The organism is Variovorax sp. LjRoot130 (assembly GCF_964253755.1).
GTDB lineage: Bacteria > Pseudomonadota > Gammaproteobacteria > Burkholderiales > Burkholderiaceae_C > Variovorax.
Genome location: NZ_CAXURM020000001.1, coordinates 5537311 through 5556260, shown reverse-complemented (window position 1 = coordinate 5556260; position 18950 = coordinate 5537311). Strand labels below are relative to the sequence as shown.

Genomic DNA, 18950 nt, shown 5'->3' with positions numbered 1-18950 from the left:
TCAGGGCAGCAGCCGCTTCAGATATCGACCGGTATGGCTCGCCTCGTTCGCCGCGATCTCTTCAGGCGTGCCCACGCCCACCACCGTGCCGCCGCCCGCGCCGCCTTCGGGACCCATGTCGATCAGCCAGTCGGCGGTCTTGATGACGTCGAGGTTGTGCTCGATCACGACGATGGTGTTGCCGGCGTCGCGCAGCTGGTGCAGCACTTTCAGCAGCAGCTCGATGTCGGCGAAGTGCAGCCCGGTGGTCGGCTCGTCGAGGATGTAGAGCGTGCGGCCGGTGTCGCGCTTGCTGAGTTCGAGCGCGAGCTTCACGCGCTGCGCCTCGCCGCCCGACAGCGTGGTCGCGGCCTGGCCCAGCTTGATGTAGCTCAAGCCGACGTCGAGCAGCGTGCGCAGCTTGCGTTCGATGGTCGGCACGGCCTTCAGGAACTCGTGTGCGGCCTCGACCGTCATGTCGAGGATCTGCGCGATGTTGCGGCCCTTGTACTGCACCTCCAGCGTCTCGCGGTTGTAGCGCTGGCCGTGGCAGACCTCGCAGGGCACGTAGACGTCGGGCAGGAAGTGCATCTCGACCTTGACCACGCCGTCGCCCTGGCAGGCCTCGCAGCGGCCGCCGGCGACGTTGAAGCTGAAGCGCCCGGGCCCGTAGCCGCGCTCGCGTGCGGTGTTGGTCTCGGCCATCAGCTCGCGGATCGGCGTGAAGAGGCCGGTGTAGGTGGCGGGATTGCTGCGTGGCGTGCGGCCGATCGGCGACTGGTCGACGTTGATGACCTTGTCGAAGTACTCGATGCCCTCGACCGCCTCGTGCGCGGCCGGCTCTTCGTGGGCTCGGTAGAGGGTGCGCGCCACGGCGCTGTAGAGCGTGTCGTTGACCAGCGTCGACTTGCCCGAGCCGGAGACGCCGGTCACGCAGGTCAGGAGGCCGACCGGAAAGGCCACGCCCACGTTCTGGAGGTTGTTGCCGGTGGCGCCGATCACGCGGATCTCCTGGAGATCGGTCTGCGATGCGAGGTGCGCCGCCTCGCGTGCCGCGCGCCGTTCGGCCGCCGGGCTCTGCGGAAAGCGCGAGGCCTTCTTGCCCTCGTTGAAGGCCGGCTTGGCGACCGCCGGCAGCCAGGGCGTGCGGCGCTTGGGCACCGCGATCTTCTTCGCGCCCGACAGGTACTGGCCGGTCAGCGAATCCGGATGGGCCGCGACCTGGGCATAGCTGCCCTGCGCCATCACGCGGCCGCCGTGCACGCCGGCGCCCGGGCCCATGTCGATCACGTGGTCGGCGGCGTGGATCATGTCCTCGTCGTGCTCGACCACGATCACGCTGTTGCCGATGTCGCGCAGATGCCTGAGCGTGCCGATCAGCCGGTCGTTGTCGCGCTGGTGCAGGCCGATGCTGGGCTCGTCGAGCACGTACATCACGCCGGTGAGGCCGGAGCCGATCTGCGAGGCCAGGCGGATGCGCTGCGCCTCGCCGCCCGAGAGCGTCTCGGCGCTGCGGTCCAGGCTCAGGTAGTTGAGGCCCACGTCGTTGAGGAACTTGAGGCGCAGCCCGATCTCGCGCACCACCTTGTCGGCGATCTCGGCCTTGGCGCCGCGCAGGTGCAGGCCCTGGAAGTAGGCGAGGCTTTCGCGCAGCGTCGCGCGGCTGATCTCGAAGATCGCCATGCGCCGCGGCTCGGGGCCCGACTCGTCGAGCAGGAACACGCTGCGCGCCTCGCGCCGAAGCCGCGTGCCGCCGCAATCGGGGCAGGGCTGCATGTTGCGAAAGCGCGCGAGGTCTTCGCGCACCATTGCCGAATCGGTCTCGCGGTAGCGCCGCGCCATGTTCGGGATCACGCCTTCGAAGGGGTGCTTGCGCACCAACTTCTTGCCGGCCTGCTGGCCGCTGTCCATCACGTAAGAGAACTTGATCTCTTCCTGGGCCGAGCCGTGCAGCACGGCCTGCTGCACCGAGGCGGGCAGCTCTTCGAAGGGCGTGTCGACGTTGACTTTGTAGTGCTTGGCCACGCTCTCCAGCATGCTGAAGTAGTAGCCGTTGCGCCGGTCCCAGCCCTTGATGGCGCCGCTCGCCAGGCTCAGCGACGGAAAGGCGACCACCCGCGCCGGATCGAAGACTTCGCTGTGACCGAGGCCGTCGCAGCTCGGGCAGGCGCCCACGGGCGAGTTGAAGGAGAACAGGCGCGGCTCGAGTTCGGCCAGCGAGTAGTGGCAGATCGGGCAGGCGAACTTGGCGTTGAAGAGGTGCTCTTTGGTGCTGCCGTCCTCGTGCATCTCCAGTGCGATCGCGCGGCCCTCGGCCAGGCGCAGCGCGTTCTCGAAGCTCTCGGCCAGGCGCTGCTGCATGTCGGGCCGCGCGCGCAGCCGGTCGATGACGACGTCGATGTCGTGCTTCTCGGTCTTCTTGAGCTTGGGCAGGTCGTTGTATTCGAAGGTCTCGCCGTTGACGCGGAAACGCACGTAGCCCTGCGCCTGCATCTCGGCGAAGAGCTCGAGGAACTCGCCCTTCTTCTCGCGCGCGACCGGCGCGAGGATCATGAGACGCGGCTCATCGGCGATGGCCAGCACGGCATCGACCATCTGCGACACGGTCTGCGCCTGCAGCGGCAGGTCGTGGTCGGGGCAATAGGGCGTGCCGGCGCGCGCATAGAGCAGCCGCAGGTAGTCGTGGATCTCGGTCACCGTGCCCACGGTGGAACGCGGGTTGTGGCTGGTCGCCTTCTGCTCGATGCTGATCGCGGGCGACAAGCCCTCGATCACGTCGACGTCGGGCTTGTCCATCAGCTGCAGGAACTGGCGCGCATAGGCCGACAGGCTCTCGACGTAGCGGCGCTGGCCCTCGGCATAGAGCGTGTCGAAGGCCAGGCTCGACTTGCCCGAGCCCGACAGGCCGGTGATCACCACCAGCTTGTTGCGCGGGATGTCGAGGTCGACGTTCTTGAGGTTGTGCGTGCGTGCGCCGCGGATGCTGATGCGCTGCTGCGCGAGCACGGCGCCGAGGTAGGCATCGTCGTTGGGGGAATTCACGGGGCGGTCGGTCTTGGGCAACCGAGCATGATAAGTCCCCGGCGATTTCAGGGCACGCGGCGGGATTCGGCGGACTTTTTCGGCTCTTCGGCCGGCGCGACCGGCTGCGGCACAATCTCCGTTTTCCTCCTCTTCCATCCATTCATCAGGGGCAGTGCATATGGCATCGGTCAACAAAGTCATCCTCGTCGGCAATCTCGGGCGCGATCCGGAAACGCGCACCTTTCCCAGCGGGGACCAGATCTGCAACGTGACCCTCGCCACCACCGACAAGTGGAAAGACAAGCAAAGCGGCGAGATGCGCGAAGCCACCGAGTGGCACCGTCTCGTGTTCAACGGCCGCCTGGCCGAGATCGCCGCCCAGTACCTGCGCAAGGGCTCGCAAATCTACGTCGAGGGCCAGATCCGCACCCGCAAGTACAACGACAAGGACGGCGTCGAAAAATACGCCACCGACATCCGCGTCGACCAGATGCAGATGCTCGGCAGCCGCCAGGGCCAGGGCGGGCCTTCGGGCGGCGACGACGACGGCGGCTACTCGCAGGGGGCGCAAGGCGGCGGCTATTCGCGTCCTCCCGCGGCGGCACCTCGCGCTGCGGCACCGGCACCACGGCAGGCGCCGGCCAAATCCTCGTCGGGCTTCGACGATATGGACGACGATATTCCGTTCTGACGAAATCTTTCAGAGGTCTCGAAAAGAGGCGCAGGGCTTGACGGCCCCGCGCCTTTTTTGTTGCACCTCGATATGCCATGACGCCAAGCACGAGAGGCGAAGGTCAGCGGTATATCAATTGACTGCGCATTTATTGCGACCAGCAAGTCTTTGGGACGAATCCTGCGGTGCCCAGAACACGCGTGCAAATCTGTTTTTTCCTGACGAACTGCCTAAGCCGAAGTTCCCCACCTCTGTAGTCACTCCAACGGCGACAAGTGCTTGTCGCTGCTGATAAATCCTCCTTCTGGGAGGATTTTTTTGGATGCTACATGTAGTCACTAAATATACTTGACAACTGATGGTGCTTGGGCTAGATTTCTGCCCATGGCAGCCCGCACAGGTACCGCTCACGTCGTCACTACGACGCGCACCTACAAGGACCAGGTCTATCGCACCCATCTGCTGCGCCGCAGCTACCGCGAGGACGGCAAGGTCAAGAACGAGACCCTGGGCAATCTCTCGCACCTGCCCGATGAGCTCATCGAGATCATCCGGCGCTCGCTGCAGGGCGAGACCTTCGTGCCCGTGGCTTCCGCGTTCCAGATCACGCGCTCGCGTCCCCACGGCCATGTGCAGGCGGCAGGCGCCACGATGGCCAGCCTGGAGATGGCCTCGCTGCTCGCCTCCAGGCCCTGCCGCGAGCGCGACCTGGTGCTGGCGATGGTGGCCGCGCGCATCGTCGCCCCGCACACGAAGCTCGCCACCACGCGCTGGTGGCACACCACGACACTGGCCGAGGACTTCGGCGTCGCCGACGCCGACGAGGACGACCTGTATGCGGCGATGGACTGGCTGCTCGAGCGCCAGGATCGCATCCAGAAGAAGCTCGCCTCGCGCCATCTGAGCCCCGGTGGCCTGGTGCTGTACGACCAGTCCTCCAGCTACTTCGAGGGCAGCTGCTGTCCGCTGGCCAAGCTCGGCTACAGCCGCGACGGCAAGAAGGGCCTGCTGCAGGTCAACTACGGCTTGCTCACCGATGCGCGCGGCTGCCCGCTGGCGGTGTCGGTGCACGAGGGCAACGTCGCCGACAGCCAGACCTTGCTGCCCGAGGTCCAGCGGCTGCGCGAAGACTTCGGCGTCGAACAACTCGTGATGGTGGGCGACCGCGGCATGATCTCCAACAAGGCGATCCAGGAGCTGCGCGAGACCGAAGGCGTGGGCTGGATCAGCGCGCTGAAGAGCGTCTCGATCCGCGCGCTGGTCGAGCAGGGCCATCTGCAACTGGGCTTGTTCGACGAGCGCAACCTGCTCGAACTGAGCTCGCCGGACTATCCGGGCGAGCGCCTGGTGGCGTGCCGCAATCCGGAACTCGCCAAGCTGCGCGCGCACAAGCGCCAGGAACTGCTCGCGGCCACCGAGGCCAACCTCCAGAAGATCAAGGCCCGCGTGGACGCGCTCAAGCTCGCCGGCAAGGATGAGATCGGCTTGCGCGTGGGCAAGGTCATCAACCAGTACAAGATGGCCAAGCACTTCGAGCTGGCCATCGGCGAGAACGCCTTCACCTTCGCGCGCAAGACAGACGCCATCGCCGCCGAGGCGGCGCTGGACGGCCTCTACATCATCCGCACCTCGGTGAGCGCCGCACAGATGGATGCGCCCGACTGCGTGCGCCACTACAAGTCGCTGGCCAACGTCGAGCGCGCGTTCCGCTCGCTCAAGACCATCGACCTGAAGGTGCGTCCGATCCACCATCGCACCGCCGATCGGGTGCGCGCGCACATCTTCCTGTGCATGCTGGCCTACTACGTCGAGTGGCACATGCGCGAGGCCTGGCGCGAGTTGATGTTCGCCGACACCGAGCAGCTCGCCAAGGCCACGCGTGACCCCGTGGCACCGGCTACGCGCTCCAAGGCGGCGCTGGCCAAGGCGGCGCGCCACGCCTTGGACGACGGCACCCCCGTGCACAGCTTCTCCACCCTGATGGCCGAGCTCGCCACCATCGCGCGCAATACCTGCCGAACCCCTCAGGCCGGCCCCGAGGCGCCCACCTTCGAGCTCCTCACCAACGCGCAGCCGCTGCACCTGCGCGCCCTCGCGCTCGTGCAAAACATCAAACCGTAGACAGAAAACTTCCTCGCCAACTCAAGCAAGTGCTTGAGTCACAAGGGAATCTCGTCCGCCGCTTCGGGGAACTTCGGCCTAAGCAGGCCACATCGCTCGGCTAGTCCATCCAGCCGGCACTTTCCGTAGAACGACCTCGTTCTCACCTGTCGCGCCTCGCTCACCCTCTCACAGGGCAGTCAGCAGGTGATCGCACAAGAAGTGTGGAGTAAGTCGCAAGAACTACTTCTTGGCCTGAGCCAATTCTGATGAATTGTCGCGGCAATTCTGTCGCGCCAACCCTCCCCCCGCACCATCCGCACCCGCTGACAAGAGCGCAAAGCGTTGCGTCGCCTGTCAATTATTCCTTTTGGAATTGCTGTCCTTTTTGCAGTCCTGCGGTCCGGGTTTCTCTATTCATGCGTGAGGGAGTTCGGATCTTGAGAAAAGTCCGTCCGTCATGATGAAGCGCAACGCAATTGAGATTTTCCGCCGCCGCACCCTTTGGTTTCTGTGGATATGGCTTGCCTATGCCGGTGCCCAAGCGTTTGCGGCGACCACGGCAGTTAATACCGCAACCATTGCGCCGCCGGCGGGGGTGACGGATACGGTAGGCGGTTGCGACTCGGCAACGCCGCCGAACTGCACGGGAAACAACACGTCGACTGCCACGATCGGTGTGTGGGCGGTGACGGTGACAAGAGCGCCAGCCCTGCGAGCGGCAGCGCTGTGCTGGCGGGCCAGACGATCACGTACACGGTGACGGCGACGGTGACGGGAGGGGCGACGACGCAGCCGGTGGTGCTGACGGACACGCTGAGCACGGGCCTGACGTTTGGAACGGTGAGCGCGCCGGGCGCGTTCGTGGCCGTGCTGCCTGCCGGCGGCGGCGTGGTCGTGACGATGCAGTGCACCGTCACGGCAAGCGGTCTCCCATGAACTTGGCTTGATCGAGCTCGCCTAGCAGAGCGGCTGCAAGGCTGCAATGGCCCTTCGCGTTCGCGGGCCCCGCACTTCGGTCCAAGATGCCGGCCCTGCTTCGTTCGCTCCGGCCGATCCATGACCCCACTTTCCATCCTCGACCTGTCGCCCATCACCGAGGGCAGCACCGCCGCGCAGTCCTTCCGCAATTCGCTCAGCCTGGCGCAGCATGGCGAGAAGCTTGGCTACCGGCGCTACTGGCTGGCCGAGCACCACGGCATGCCGGGCATCGCGAGCGCCGCGACGGCCGTGCTGCTGGCGTATATCGGCGCCGGCACTTCCACCATCCGCATCGGCGCCGGCGGCGTGATGCTGCCCAACCATTCGCCGCTGGTGGTCGCCGAGCAGTTCGGCACGCTCGAGTCACTCTATCCCGGCCGCATCGATCTCGGTCTCGGCCGCGCACCGGGCTCGGACCAGCGCACCGCGCAGGCGCTGCGGCGCGACCTGCAGTCCGATGCCGACCAGTTTCCGCAGGATGTGGTCGAGCTGATGGATTTCATGTCGAAGGAGCCGAAGCAGCCGGTGCGTGCGGTGCCGGGCATGGGACTCGAAGTGCCGATCTGGATTCTGGGCTCTAGCACCTTCGGCGCGCAGCTTGCGGCTCACCTCGGGCTGCCCTACGCCTTTGCTTCGCATTTCGCGCCGCAGCAGCTGATGCAGGCGATCCGGATCTACCGCGAGACCTTTAAGCCCTCGAAGCAGTTGGACAAGCCCTACGTGATGCTCGGCTTCAACGTGTTCGCGGCCGAGACGGATGAAGAGGCGGTGTTCCGTTCGAGTTCGTGGCAGCAGGCCTTCGTGAACCTGCGCAGCGGGCGGCCGGGGCGCCTGCCGCCGCCGGTCGAGAACTACCGCCAGCGTGTCGGGCCGGCCGAGAACGCCTTGCTCGATTCGGTGCTCTCGTGTTCAGCAGTGGGATCGCGGGAGACGGTGCGGGCGGGGATGCAGGCGTTCATCGATCGCACCGGCGCGGACGAGCTGATGATCACCTCGCAGGTGTTCGATCACGAGGCCCGGTTGCGGTCCTACGAGATCCTGGCCGAGCTGCGCGAATAGGCAAGTCCTCAGTTCAACGCGGCAGCGCGCTTCGCTGCAGCTGCCTTGCGCGGCGCCCGCGTCCCGGCAGCGCGCACCGCCTTCGCAACGACCTTCTTCTTCTTCGGCGCTGCCCGTTTCTTCGCTGCCGGTGCCGCCACTGGCGCAGCGACAGCAGCAGCAACAGGCGCCGCCGCCGCCTGCCCCACGATCAGCCCGAACAGCTTCTTGTGCTCCGCGACCACATAGTCGCCCAGGTCGGCGATGTCCGGCACCGCGCGCCGGCAGGCCGTGAGCCCGAACTCGAGCGAGCCGTTGTAGCTCTGCACCGTCATGTTGAGCGCCAGCCCGTGCCCCGGAATCGACACCGGGAAATAGGTTGCCAGTTTGGCACCCGCGAAGTAGAGCGGGAACGACGGGCCGGGCACATTGGAGATCGCCACGTTGGCCATCGGCGGCAGCTTGTCCGCGAGGCCGGAGCGGCCGTAGAGCGAGGCCAGGCCCGACATCAGCGATGGCACGCCGAGCGACGGGAAGTCGGTCGGGATCGCGGCCTTCACGTTGCCGGTGAGCTTCTTGCCCTCGCTCGACGATTCGTGGATGGCCGCGAGCCGTTCCAGTGGATCTGAAATGTCGGTGGCCAGGCTGACCAGCATCACCGACACCTGGTTGTTGAGATCGGTGTTGCCCTCGCTGCGCAGCGATACCGGCACGCCGGCCATGAGCGGCTTGGCGGGCTTGCAGCCGTAGTCGGCCAGGTAGCGCTTGAGCGCGCCGGCGCAGATGGCCAGCACGATGTCGTTGAGGCTGGTGTTGGTGGCCTTGGCCATCTGCTTGACCTCGGCCAGCGGCACCGAGCGCCCGGCGAAGGAACGCTGGTTGGTGATCGAGACGTTGAGCGGCGTCCTGGGCGCGGTCTTCAATCCCTTGGGCAGCTCGAAGCTGCGCTTGCCGGTGGTTTCCGAGACCGGCAGCAGCACGCTCGTGATCGCCTTGGCGGTGGCGGGGATCGACTGGATCAGCTTCACGTACTGCTGCACGGTGTTGCTGAGCGCCGCGCTCGCGAGCTCGGCCATGCCCAGCTGCGATGAATCGGGGCGACGGTTGGCGCGCGGCGCCTTCACCGGTGCTGGCGTGGCGGAGATGTCGAACAGCGCCTTGGCCACCGCGACACCGGCCTGCCCGTCGATGGCCGCATGGTGCATCTTGCTGTAGAGCGCGACCTGGCCGGTCTGCAACCCTTCGATGATGTAGATCTCCCAAAGCGGCCGGCTGCGGTCCAGCAACGTGGAGTGGAGCCGGCCGACCAGGCGTTCGAGCTGTGCCATGGTGCCGGGCCTCGGCATGATCACGTGACGGATGTGGTGGTCGAGATCCAGGTCGTCGTCGTCCACCCACACTGGGTTGGCCAGGTCGAAGGGCATCATCGCGAGCTTGCGCACGAACACCGAAGCCAGGTGCAGCCGGCCGCTCAGGTACTTCTTGGCGTCCTCGGCGAAGTCGCCTTCGTAGCCTGCCGGCAGGTCGATGAGCTGCAGGCTGCCCACGTGCATCGGCGATTCGGGTGTTTCGAGGTGCAGGAACGATGCGTCCATGCCGCTGAGGTGAATCATGACGGGCTCCTTGATCAATCGGGCTTGATGCCGGCCTTGGCGACGATCTCTTTCCAGGTCTTTTGCTGGGCCGCGATGAAGGCGCCGAACTGCTCCGGCGTATCGCCCACGCCCAGGGCCGAATCGTGCGCGAAGCGCTCGGTCACGGGGCCGGTCTTCAGGGCCTTCAGGCTTTCTTCCTGCAGGCGCTTCACGATCGGCGCAGGCGTCGAGGCCGGTGCAAGCAGGCCATACCACTGCGAGGTCTCGAAGCCCTTGTAGCCGCTCTCCGCGATGGTGGGCACGTCGGGCAGAGCGGCGATGCGCTGCGCCGAGCCCACGGCCAGCGCGCGCAGCTTGCCCGACTTGATGAAGGCCGAGACGCTGGGCATGCCGTTCATCGCCACCTGCGTGCGGCCGGCCAGCAGGTCGGTCATCTGCGGGCCACTGCCGCGGTAAGGGATGTGCGTCATGAAGAAGCCGGCCGTGAGCTTCAGGTACTCCATGCTCAGGTGGCCGGCGCTGCCGTTGCCGGCCGACGAGTAGTTGAGCTTGGCCGGGTTGGCCTTGGCGTAGGCGATGAACTCCTTGAAAGTCTTCACCGGCACGTCCGGATGCACCACCAACACGTTCGGCACCTTGGCCAGCAAGGTCACGGGCACGAAGTCCCGGTTCACGTCGTAGGGCTGGTTGGGCAGCATGTAGGGGTTGACGGCCAGCGTGCCCACATGGCCGAGGATCAGGCTGTAGCCGTCGCCTGGGGCCTTGGCGATCTCCTGCATGGCGATGGTGCCCGCGCCGCCGGGCTTGTTCTCGACGTAGACGCTCTGGCCCAACTGCTTGGTGAGTTCGGCCGCGACCGAGCGCGCCACCACCTCGCTGGAGCCGCCGGGCGCGAAGGGCACCACGAGCCGGATGCTCTTCTGCGGCCAGGCGCCCTGGGCTTGCACGGTGTGGGCGCCGCCCGCGGCGAACAGCGCGAGCGACTGGCAAACCAGCCGGCGCGAGACCGGGGGCGGCCACGCGGGGCCGAGGGGAAGGCGGTTCATGCGTGTCTCCAGTTGAGGCAGCCCATTGTGGGAGCCTGCCGCCTCCCTGCGGGCATGGGCCGCTCGGTGATTTCCCGGATGCGGGCACCGGCTTGCCGAGGCTGGGACAATCGCCTCCTCATGGAAAAACAGCGCATCGTGGTGGGCCTGAGCGGCGGAGTGGACTCCGCGGTCACGGCGCACCTGCTCAAGCAGCAGGGCCACGAGGTGGTCGGCATCTTCATGAAGAACTGGGAAGACGATGACGACAGCGAGTACTGCTCGTCGAACATCGACTTCGTCGACGCCGCGAGCGTGGCCGACGTGCTGGGCATCGAGATCGAGCACGTCAACTTCGCGGCCGACTACAAGGACCGCGTGTTCGCCGAGTTCCTGCGCGAATACCAGGCCGGCCGCACGCCCAACCCGGACGTGCTGTGCAATGCCGAGATCAAGTTCAAGGCCTTTCTCGATCATGCGATGCGGCTCGGCGCTTCAATGATCGCCACCGGGCACTACGCGCGGGTGCGCCGCAACGCGGCCAGCGGGCGCTACGAGCTGCTCAAGGGGCTCGATCCGGCCAAGGACCAGAGCTATTTCCTGCATCGCCTGGACCAGCCGCAGCTCGCTAAGACGCTGTTCCCCATCGGCGAACTGCGCAAGACCGAGGTGCGCCGCATCGCCGACGAGATCGGCCTGCCGAACGCAAAGAAGAAGGACTCGACCGGCATCTGCTTCATCGGCGAGCGGCCTTTCCGTGAGTTCCTCAACCGCTACATCTCCAAGGAGCCGGGCCCGATCCGCGACGAGCGCGGCCGCCAGATCGGCGAGCACCAGGGCCTGAGCTTCTACACGCTGGGCCAGCGGCAGGGACTCGGCATCGGCGGTATCAAGCCCAAGGGAGCGCAGCGCGGGGCGGGGGATCACTCGCCCTGGTTCGTGGCGCGCAAGGACGTAGCGAACAACACGCTGTGGGTGGTGCAGGGCCACGACCATCCCTGGCTGCTGTCGCCGGCGCTCGAAGCCGACGATGCGAGCTGGGTCGCGGGCAGCGCGCCGCCCTCGGGCGCCTATGCCGCGAAGTCGCGCTATCGCCAGGCCGATGCGGGTTGCGAGCTGGGTGAAGGTGCCAACGGCGCTTTCCGGCTCGCCTTCGCCGAGCCGCAGTGGGCGGTGACACCGGGGCAGTCGGCGGTGCTCTACGACGGGGATGTGTGCCTGGGTGGCGGGGTGATCGCGCGGGCCGGCTAGATTTGCGACGGTGCGGCGACCGACACGTGGATGTGGATCAGGTCCAGCGAATAGCGTTGTCCTGCCAGGTAGTCCTCCACGCATTGCAGCAGCAGCGGGCTGCGATGACGCGCCACGCTCGAACGGATCTCGTCGGCCGTCATCCACAGGGTGCGCACGATGCCTTCGTCCAGCGGCCGGCCCGGCTCGAAGGCGCCGAGCGTGCCGGCGAAGGCGAAGCGCATGTAGGTCACGTCTTCGTCGCCGAGGAAGCGCGCCATGTAGATGCCGACGAGGGCGGTCGGCGTGAAGTGGTGGGCCGTTTCTTCCAGGGTCTCGCGCGTGCAGCCCTCGGCCGGCGACTCGCCCGGGTCGAGATGGCCGGCCGGCGTGTTGAGCTTGAGGCCGGCCTTCGTACACTCTTCGACCAGCAGGAAGCGTCCGTCCTGCTCGATCACCGCGGCGACGGTGACGTTGGGTTTCCAGCGAGCGACCGAGGCCATTCAGCGCAGCACGTAGCCCGAGAAGCGCCAGACGCGGTCGCTGCCCAGTTGAAAGGTCACCAGCTCGCGCACGGTGGTCGTGCTGCTGTTGGCGAAGCGGGTCTCGTACTCGATGCTCACATACTGGCCGGCCAGCTCGGGATCGCCATCGCCGACGACCTGCCGGTTGATCGCGACCCAGGTGCGTTGCTGCGCGGCGCCGAGCGGCGTGCGGGCCTTGGCGACCTGGCTCATGAAGTCGCTGCGGCTGACGCGCTTGCGGGCGGCCGGCGAGGCGCCGTCCCAGAGCTCGCCGATCTTGTTCTGGTCGATCATCTGGACCGCCTGCAGGCCGCCGCGCACCAGCTCGCTCGGGTCCACCTCCTGCGCGGCCGCGAGGTGCAGCCAGCCGCCGAGCAGCAGGGCCGCGGACAAAAGTCGGGTCATTCGACTCATCATCGTGGTGATGCTCCTTCGATCGGGGACCGGCTCATTCGGACGCGCCCGCCATGGGTACGGCGACTCGATCTCATTCTGGTCGATGAACTCGAGCCGGTAACCGAGGCCATAGACGGCCGACAGCACGAGGCCGTTGGCGGGGCGCAGGTCCAGCTTCGAGCGCAACCGTGACATGTGCGTGTCGAGCGAGCGCGAAGTGACCGTTGCATCTGCGCCCCACACGGCCTCGAGCAGGTGCTCGCGCGACAGCAGGCGGCCGATGTTGCGGAACAGGTAGATCGCCAGCGTGTATTCGCGGTGCTTGAGCTTGGTCGCCTGGCCGTGGATCAGCAGGGCCTGCTTGAGAGGGATGAAGCGATAGGGGCCGCAGACCAGTTCCGTTTGGAACAGCGCCGGATAGGTGCGGCGCAAAAGCGCCTGCACCCGCGCCTGGAGTTCGGCCACGCGGATCGGCTTGGCCATGAAGTCGTCGGCGCCGAGCGTCAGCGCCTCGACCATGTCCTCTTCCTTGCGCCGTTTGGCCACGAAGAGGATGGGGAGGCTGCTGCCGAGCTTTTCGCGTATCCATCTGACGACGTTCGACCCGTCGACGTCGGGAAGCCGCCAGTCGAGGATCAGCATGTCGAAGCTTTGCTGGTAGAGGGCACGCTGCAGGGAGCGCCCGTCTTCGAACCATGACATTCATGCCCGATCACTGCCATGGCATGCCGAACCAGTTAGAGCTGGCGCGGCTCGTCGTCGAGCGCTGCAATTCGAATCTTTCATCCCCCTGATTTCTTTCCGTAAAGCCGGCGATCTGTGCGCCGGTCATTCGCGAGGCGCTACTGTACAGAGGGATGAGGTCCTCGGCCAGTTCTTTGTCATCTTCATGTAAGCTCGGCCCGAATTCCAACGCTGCCCCGAGGAGATCCCCCATGCTGATAGGCGTGCCGGCCGAAACTGCGCCAGGCGAAACCCGTGTGGCCGTCACTGCGGAGACGGCCAAGAAGCTCGTTGCACAGGGTCACACCGTGCGCATCCAGTCCGGCGCCGGCGTGGTGGCCAGCGTCACCGATGCGGCCTACCAGGCCGCCGGCGCCGAGATCACCGACGACAACGGCGCCTTCGGCGCCGACATCGTGCTCAAGGTGCGCGCACCGAGCGATGCCGAGGCGGCGCTCATGAAACCCGGCACCGTCGTCATCGGCATGCTCAACCCCTTCGATGCCGCGGGCCTGCAAAGGCTCGCGACGGCCGGCCTCACCGGCTTCGCGCTCGAAGCCGCGCCGCGCACCACCCGCGCGCAGAGCATGGACGTGCTGTCGAGCCAGGCCAACATCGCTGGCTACAAGGCCGTCATGATCGCGGCCGACAAGTACCAGCGCTTCTTTCCGATGCTGATGACGGCCGCCGGCACCGTGAAGGCGGCGCGCATCGTGATCCTCGGCGTCGGCGTCGCCGGCCTGCAGGCCATCGCCACCGCCAAGCGGCTCGGGGCCGTCATCGAAGCGAGCGACGTGCGCCCGAGCGTCAAGGAGCAGGTCGAGTCGCTGGGCGCCAAGTTCATCGACGTCTCGTACGACACCGACGAAGAGAAGGAAGCGGCGCAGGGTGTCGGCGGCTACGCCAAGCCGATGCCCCAAAGCTGGCTCGATCGGCAGAAGGTCGAAGTGGCCAAGCGCGTGGCCGCGGCCGACATCGTCATCACCACCGCGCTGATCCCCGGCCGGCCCGCGCCGGTGCTGGTGACCGAAGAGATGGTCAAGGCCATGAAGCCCGGTTCGGTCATCGTCGACCTGGCCGCGCCGCAAGGCGGCAACTGCCCGCTCACCGAAGCAGACCGCACCGTCATCAAGCACGGCGTCACGCTGGTGGGCGAAACCAATCTGCCCGCGCTGGTCGCGGCCGACGCGTCTTCGCTCTACGCGCGCAACGTGCTCGACTTCCTCAAGCTCATCGTGAACAAGGAAGGCGCGCTCAACATCGACCTCGAAGACGACATCGTGGCCGCCTGCCTGATGAGCAAAGACGGTCAAGTGACCCGGAAGTGACAAGGAAAAGACCATGGATCCCGTTTCCCATACCGTCATCAACCTGATCATCTTCGTGCTGGCCATCTACGTCGGCTACCACGTGGTCTGGACCGTCACGCCGGCGTTGCACACGCCGCTGATGGCCGTGACCAATGCGATCTCGGCGATCGTGATCGTCGGCGCCATGCTGGCGGCGGCGCTCACCGAGAGCGGCCTCGGCAAGACCATGGGCGTGCTGGCCGTGGCGCTGGCCGCGGTCAACGTCTTCGGCGGCTTCCTCGTCACGCGGCGAATGCTGGAGATGTTCAAGAAGAAGGACAAAAAGGCAGCGCCCGCGGCCGACAAGGGGAATGCAGCATGAGCATGAATGTCGCCACGCTGCTGTACCTGATCGCATCGGTCTGCTTCATTCAATCGCTCAAGGGCCTGAGCCACCCCACCACCTCCATTCGCGGCAACCTGTTCGGCATGGTTGGCATGGCGATCGCCATCCTGACCACCGCGGCCTTGATCGTGCAGATCTCGGACGGCAAGGCCATGGGCATGGCCTGGGTGCTGCTGGGCCTGGTGGCCGGCGGCGGCTACGGCGCCTACCGCGCCAAGACCGTCGAGATGACGCAGATGCCCGAGCTGGTGGCCTTCTTCCACAGCATGATCGGTATGGCTGCGGTCTTCATCGCCGTGGCGGCGGTGGTCGAGCCCTGGGCCTTCGGCATCGTTCCCAAGGGCCAGCTCATCCCCGCGGGCAACCGGCTCGAGCTCTTCCTCGGCGCGGCCATCGGCGCCATCACCTTCAGCGGCTCGGTCATCGCCTTCGGCAAGCTCTCGGGCAAGTACAAGTTCAGGCTGTTCCAGGGCGCGCCGGTCCAGTTCAAGGGCCAGCACATGCTGAACCTGGCGCTGGGCCTCTTGACCATCGCGCTCGGCCTGGTGTTCGTCTTCACCGAGAGCTGGACCGCCTTCTTCCTGATGGTGCTGCTGTCCTTCGTGATGGGCGTGCTGATCATCATCCCGATCGGCGGCGCCGACATGCCGGTGGTGGTCTCGATGCTCAACAGCTACTCGGGTTGGGCCGCGGCAGGCATCGGCTTCAGCCTCAACAACGCGATGCTGATCGTCGCCGGCTCGCTGGTGGGTTCCTCGGGTGCGATCCTGAGCTACATCATGTGCAAGGCGATGAACCGCTCGTTCTTCAACGTGATCCTGGGCGGCTTCGGCGGCGAGGCGGCGGCGGCTTCCGGCGGCGCCAAGGAGCAGCGCCCGGTCAAGAGCGGCAGCGCCGACGACGCGGCCTACATGCTCTCCAATGCCGAGACCGTGATCATTGTGCCGGGCTACGGCCTGGCGGTGGCCCGGGCCCAGCATGCGGTCAACGAGCTGGCCGAGAAGCTCACCCACAAGGGCGTGACGGTGAAGTACGCGATCCATCCGGTGGCCGGACGCATGCCGGGCCACATGAACGTACTGCTGGCCGAGGCCGAGGTGCCCTACGACCAGGTGTTCGAGATGGAGGACATCAACGGCGAGTTCGCGCAGGCCGACGTCGCGATCATCTTGGGCGCCAACGACGTGGTGAACCCGGCGGCGCTCACCAAGGGCACCCCGATCTACGGCATGCCGATCCTGGAGGCCTACAAGGCCAAGACGGTGATCGTGAACAAGCGTTCGATGGCTGCGGGTTATGCCGGTCTGGACAACGAGCTGTTCTACATGGATAAGACCATGATGGTTTTCGGCGACGCCAAGAAGGTGGTCGAGGACATGGGCAAGGCGATCGAATAAGGGCGCCTTGCGCCCGCGCCTCCGCCTTGCCGGCATCGCCGGCGGCGGCCCCGTTGACCAGAACTCAGAATTTCGTTGAGGAGACCCATCCATGACAGACCGCCCCTGGCTCACCAGTTACCCGCAAGGCGTGCCCGCCGATATCGACGGCTCGCGCTATCCCTCCCTGGTGGCGCTCATGGAGGAGAGCTTCTCGAAGTACGCGGAGCGCACCGCCTACAGCTTCATGGGCAAGGATCTGAGCTACGGCGAGGTCGACAAGCTGAGCCGGGCCTTCGCGGCCTACCTGCAGGGACTTGGGCTCGCGAAGGGCGATCGCGTCGCGGTCATGATGCCGAACTGCCTGCAGTACCCGATCGCGGTGTGCGGCATCCTGCGCGCCGGGCTGATCCTCGTGAACGTCAACCCGCTCTACACGCCGCGCGAGCTCGAGCACCAGTTGAAGGATTCCGGCTCCAAGGCGATCGTGATCATGGAGAACTTCGGCGCCACGCTGCAGCAATGCATCGCGTCCACGCCGGTCAAGCACGTCGTGCTGAGCGGCATGGGCGATCGGCTCGGTCTGCTCAAGGGCGCGCTGGTCAATTACGTGGTGCGCAACGTCAAGAAGATGGTGCCCGACTTCAGCCTGCCCGGCGCCGTGCGCTTCAACGACGCGCTCGACAAGGGGGCAGGGCGCGGGCCGACGCCGGCGCCGATCGGGCCTGACGACGTTGCGGTGCTGCAGTACACGGGCGGCACCACCGGCGTGTCCAAGGGCGCCGTGCTGCTGCATCGCAACGTGATCTCCAACGTGCTGCAGTCCGAGGCCTGGAACGAGCCGGTCATGCAGAAGGTGCCGGCCGGCGAGCAGCCCACCAGCGTCTGCGCCCTGCCGCTCTATCACATCTTCGCGTTCACCGTGAACATGATGCTCAGCATGCGCACCGGCGGCAAGCTGATCCTGATTCCGAATCCGCGCGACATCCCGGCCGTGCTGAAGGAACTGTCGAAGCACACCTTCCACAGCTTCCCGGCCGTCAATACCCTGTTCAACGGGCTGGCCAACCATCCGGACTTCGGCACCGTCGATTGGAAGAACCTCAAGGTCTCGGTTGGCGGCGGCATGGCGGTGCAGGGCGCGGTGGCCAAGCTCTGGCTCGAGAAGACCGGCTGCCCGATCTGCGAAGGCTACGGCCTCTCCGAGACCTCGCCGTCGGCCACTTGCAACCCGACCACCAGCACTGCCTACACCGGCACCATCGGCGTGCCGCTGCCCAGCACCTACCTGAAGCTGCTCGACGACGACGGCCATGAGGTGCCGATGGGCCAGCCGGGCGAGATCGCCATCAAGGGCCCGCAGGTGATGGCCGGCTACTGGCAGCGTCCCGACGAGACGGCCAAGGTCATGACGGCCGACGGCTACTTCAAGTCCGGCGACATCGGCGTGGTCGACGAGCGCGGCTTCTTCAAGATCGTCGACCGCAAGAAGGACATGATCCTGGTCTCGGGCTTCAACGTGTATCCGAACGAGGTCGAAGAAGTGGTCGCGCAGATTCCGGGTGTGCTCGAATGCGCGGCCGTGGGCATCGGCGACGAGAAGACCGGCGAGGCCGTCAAGCTCGTGATCGTCAAGAAGAACCCGGATCTCACCGAGGCCCAGGTGCGAGACTTCTGCCGCGCCAATCTCACCGGCTACAAGCAGCCCAGGGTGGTGGAGTTCCGCACCGAGCTGCCGAAGACGCCGGTCGGCAAGATCCTGCGGCGCGAGCTGCGCGACAAGAAGTAGCGGGCACTTCCATGGCGGGGCCGGTCGCGATCGTTGCCGCCATGCAGGAGGAGCTGGGCGCGCTGCTCGCCGCGATGCCCGACGAGCAGCGCGTGCGCGTCGCCGGGCGGGATTTCTGGGTCGGCCATCTGCATGGGCAAGCCGTCGTGGCGGTGCTGTCGCGCATCGGCAAGGTCGCGGCGGCCACCACGGCCACTGTGCTGCTCGAGCGTTTCGGCGTGCGCGCCATCGTCTTCACCGGCGTTGCAGGTGGGCTCGGGCCCGGCGTGCGGGTGGGCGACGTGGTGGTGGCGACCAAGCTGCTGCAGCACGATCTGGACGCCTCGCCGATCTTTCCCAAATACGAGGTGCCGTTGACCGGGCATGCGCGCTTCGCGGCCGACACCGCGATCAGCGATGCGCTGGCCGCCGTGGCCGCCGGCCTGCTGCGCGATCCGGTCGCGCTGCTCGGGCAGACGGTGGTCGACGACTTCGGCCTGCAGGCGCCCCGGCTGCATCGCGGCCTGCTGGTGAGCGGCGACCGCTTCGTCTCGACCGCCGCCGAAAGCGATGCGCTCCGGCGCGAGTTGCCCGACGCGCTGGCGGTCGAAATGGAAGGCGCCGCGGTGGCGCAGGTGTGCCACGATTACCGCGTGCCATTCGCCGCGGTGCGCACGATCTCGGACCGCGCCGACGACGCGGCGCATGCCGACTTCCTGCGCTTCGTCGCCGCCGTCGCGAGCCGCTACAGCCTCGCGGTGATCGACGCCTGGCTCGCCGGCCTGTCTTCCCCCGCCCGTTCGGGCTGAGCTTGTCGAAGCCG

16 protein-coding genes are annotated in these 18950 nt (G+C 66.5%); 10 read left to right on the top strand and 6 right to left on the bottom strand.

The window, feature by feature from the left end; all coding sequences use genetic code 11:
- On the bottom strand, nucleotides 1–3021 hold the full coding sequence (gene uvrA, locus ACSQ86_RS27520; protein ID WP_436310019.1) for an excinuclease ABC subunit UvrA: 3021 nt from the start codon (nucleotides 3019–3021) through the stop codon (nucleotides 1–3).
- A 160-nt stretch (nucleotides 3022–3181) separates the two neighbouring features.
- Here uvrA and ssb point away from each other — a divergent pair, with 160 nt between their 5' ends.
- The 4 genes from ssb (at nucleotide 3182) to ACSQ86_RS27500 (ending at nucleotide 7816) form a co-directional block, all read left to right on the top strand.
- Nucleotides 3182–3694 (top strand): single-stranded DNA-binding protein, encoded by a 513-nt coding sequence (gene ssb, locus ACSQ86_RS27515; RefSeq protein ID WP_436305899.1) that lies wholly within the window; start codon nucleotides 3182–3184, stop codon nucleotides 3692–3694.
- 366 nt (nucleotides 3695–4060) lie between these two features.
- Nucleotides 4061–5797: an IS1634 family transposase gene (locus ACSQ86_RS27510; RefSeq protein WP_436308562.1), complete on the top strand. Its 1737-nt coding sequence runs from the start codon at nucleotides 4061–4063 to the stop codon at nucleotides 5795–5797.
- Between the two features lie 597 nt (nucleotides 5798–6394).
- Nucleotides 6395–6715: an isopeptide-forming domain-containing fimbrial protein gene (locus ACSQ86_RS27505; RefSeq protein WP_436310018.1), complete on the top strand. Its 321-nt coding sequence runs from the start codon at nucleotides 6395–6397 to the stop codon at nucleotides 6713–6715.
- 120 nt (nucleotides 6716–6835) lie between these two features.
- On the top strand, nucleotides 6836–7816 hold the full coding sequence (locus ACSQ86_RS27500; RefSeq protein ID WP_436310017.1) for an LLM class flavin-dependent oxidoreductase: 981 nt from the start codon (nucleotides 6836–6838) through the stop codon (nucleotides 7814–7816).
- Between the two features lie 8 nt (nucleotides 7817–7824).
- Here ACSQ86_RS27500 and ACSQ86_RS27495 read toward each other — a convergent pair whose 3' ends face one another.
- Entirely contained in the window at nucleotides 7825–9408 is a 1584-nt protein-coding gene (locus tag ACSQ86_RS27495) for a WS/DGAT/MGAT family O-acyltransferase (protein ID WP_436310016.1), read from the bottom strand.
- A gap of 14 nt (nucleotides 9409–9422) precedes the next feature.
- Complete coding sequence (locus ACSQ86_RS27490) at nucleotides 9423–10436, bottom strand: Bug family tripartite tricarboxylate transporter substrate binding protein (RefSeq protein WP_436310015.1); 1014 nt, start codon at nucleotides 10434–10436, stop codon at nucleotides 9423–9425.
- A 120-nt stretch (nucleotides 10437–10556) separates the two neighbouring features.
- Between ACSQ86_RS27490 and mnmA the strand changes: the two genes are divergently transcribed.
- Entirely contained in the window at nucleotides 10557–11666 is a 1110-nt protein-coding gene (gene mnmA, locus ACSQ86_RS27485; protein ID WP_436305894.1) for a tRNA 2-thiouridine(34) synthase MnmA, read from the top strand.
- Here the strand turns inward: mnmA and ACSQ86_RS27480 are convergent.
- The 3 genes from ACSQ86_RS27480 to ACSQ86_RS27470 are packed head-to-tail and all read right to left on the bottom strand — an operon-like array spanning nucleotide 11663 to nucleotide 13502.
- A complete protein-coding gene (locus ACSQ86_RS27480) occupies nucleotides 11663–12148 on the bottom strand; it encodes an NUDIX hydrolase (RefSeq protein ID WP_436310014.1) in 486 nt (161 codons plus the stop codon). The two genes, mnmA and ACSQ86_RS27480, sit on opposite strands and share 4 nt — an antisense overlap.
- Nucleotides 12149–13267 (bottom strand): DUF4019 domain-containing protein, encoded by a 1119-nt coding sequence (locus tag ACSQ86_RS27475; RefSeq protein ID WP_436310013.1) that lies wholly within the window; start codon nucleotides 13265–13267, stop codon nucleotides 12149–12151.
- Nucleotides 13268–13277: 10 nt separating this feature from the next.
- A complete protein-coding gene (locus tag ACSQ86_RS27470; protein ID WP_436310012.1) occupies nucleotides 13278–13502 on the bottom strand; it encodes a hypothetical protein in 225 nt (74 codons plus the stop codon).
- Here ACSQ86_RS27470 and ACSQ86_RS27465 point away from each other — a divergent pair.
- The 5 genes from ACSQ86_RS27465 to ACSQ86_RS27445 all read left to right on the top strand — a co-directional run bounded on the left by ACSQ86_RS27465 (nucleotide 13501) and on the right by ACSQ86_RS27445 (nucleotide 18936).
- The gene (locus ACSQ86_RS27465) at nucleotides 13501–14616 is read left to right on the top strand and encodes a Re/Si-specific NAD(P)(+) transhydrogenase subunit alpha (RefSeq protein ID WP_436310011.1); all 1116 of its coding nucleotides are present in this window, start codon (nucleotides 13501–13503) and stop codon (nucleotides 14614–14616) included. The two genes, ACSQ86_RS27470 and ACSQ86_RS27465, sit on opposite strands and share 2 nt — an antisense overlap.
- Before the next feature lie 13 nt (nucleotides 14617–14629).
- On the top strand, nucleotides 14630–14959 hold the full coding sequence (locus ACSQ86_RS27460) for an NAD(P) transhydrogenase subunit alpha (protein WP_093109934.1): 330 nt from the start codon (nucleotides 14630–14632) through the stop codon (nucleotides 14957–14959).
- Nucleotides 14956–16380, top strand: a complete 1425-nt coding sequence (locus tag ACSQ86_RS27455) for an NAD(P)(+) transhydrogenase (Re/Si-specific) subunit beta (protein WP_436310010.1) — start codon at nucleotides 14956–14958, stop codon at nucleotides 16378–16380. The genes ACSQ86_RS27460 and ACSQ86_RS27455 overlap by 4 nt, the downstream gene beginning before the upstream one ends.
- A gap of 91 nt (nucleotides 16381–16471) precedes the next feature.
- Nucleotides 16472–18148: a long-chain-fatty-acid--CoA ligase gene (locus ACSQ86_RS27450; RefSeq protein WP_436305889.1), complete on the top strand. Its 1677-nt coding sequence runs from the start codon at nucleotides 16472–16474 to the stop codon at nucleotides 18146–18148.
- Between the two features lie 11 nt (nucleotides 18149–18159).
- The gene (locus ACSQ86_RS27445; RefSeq protein ID WP_436310009.1) at nucleotides 18160–18936 is read left to right on the top strand and encodes a 5'-methylthioadenosine/adenosylhomocysteine nucleosidase; all 777 of its coding nucleotides are present in this window, start codon (nucleotides 18160–18162) and stop codon (nucleotides 18934–18936) included.
- The last annotated feature ends 14 nt before the right edge of the window (nucleotides 18937–18950 follow it).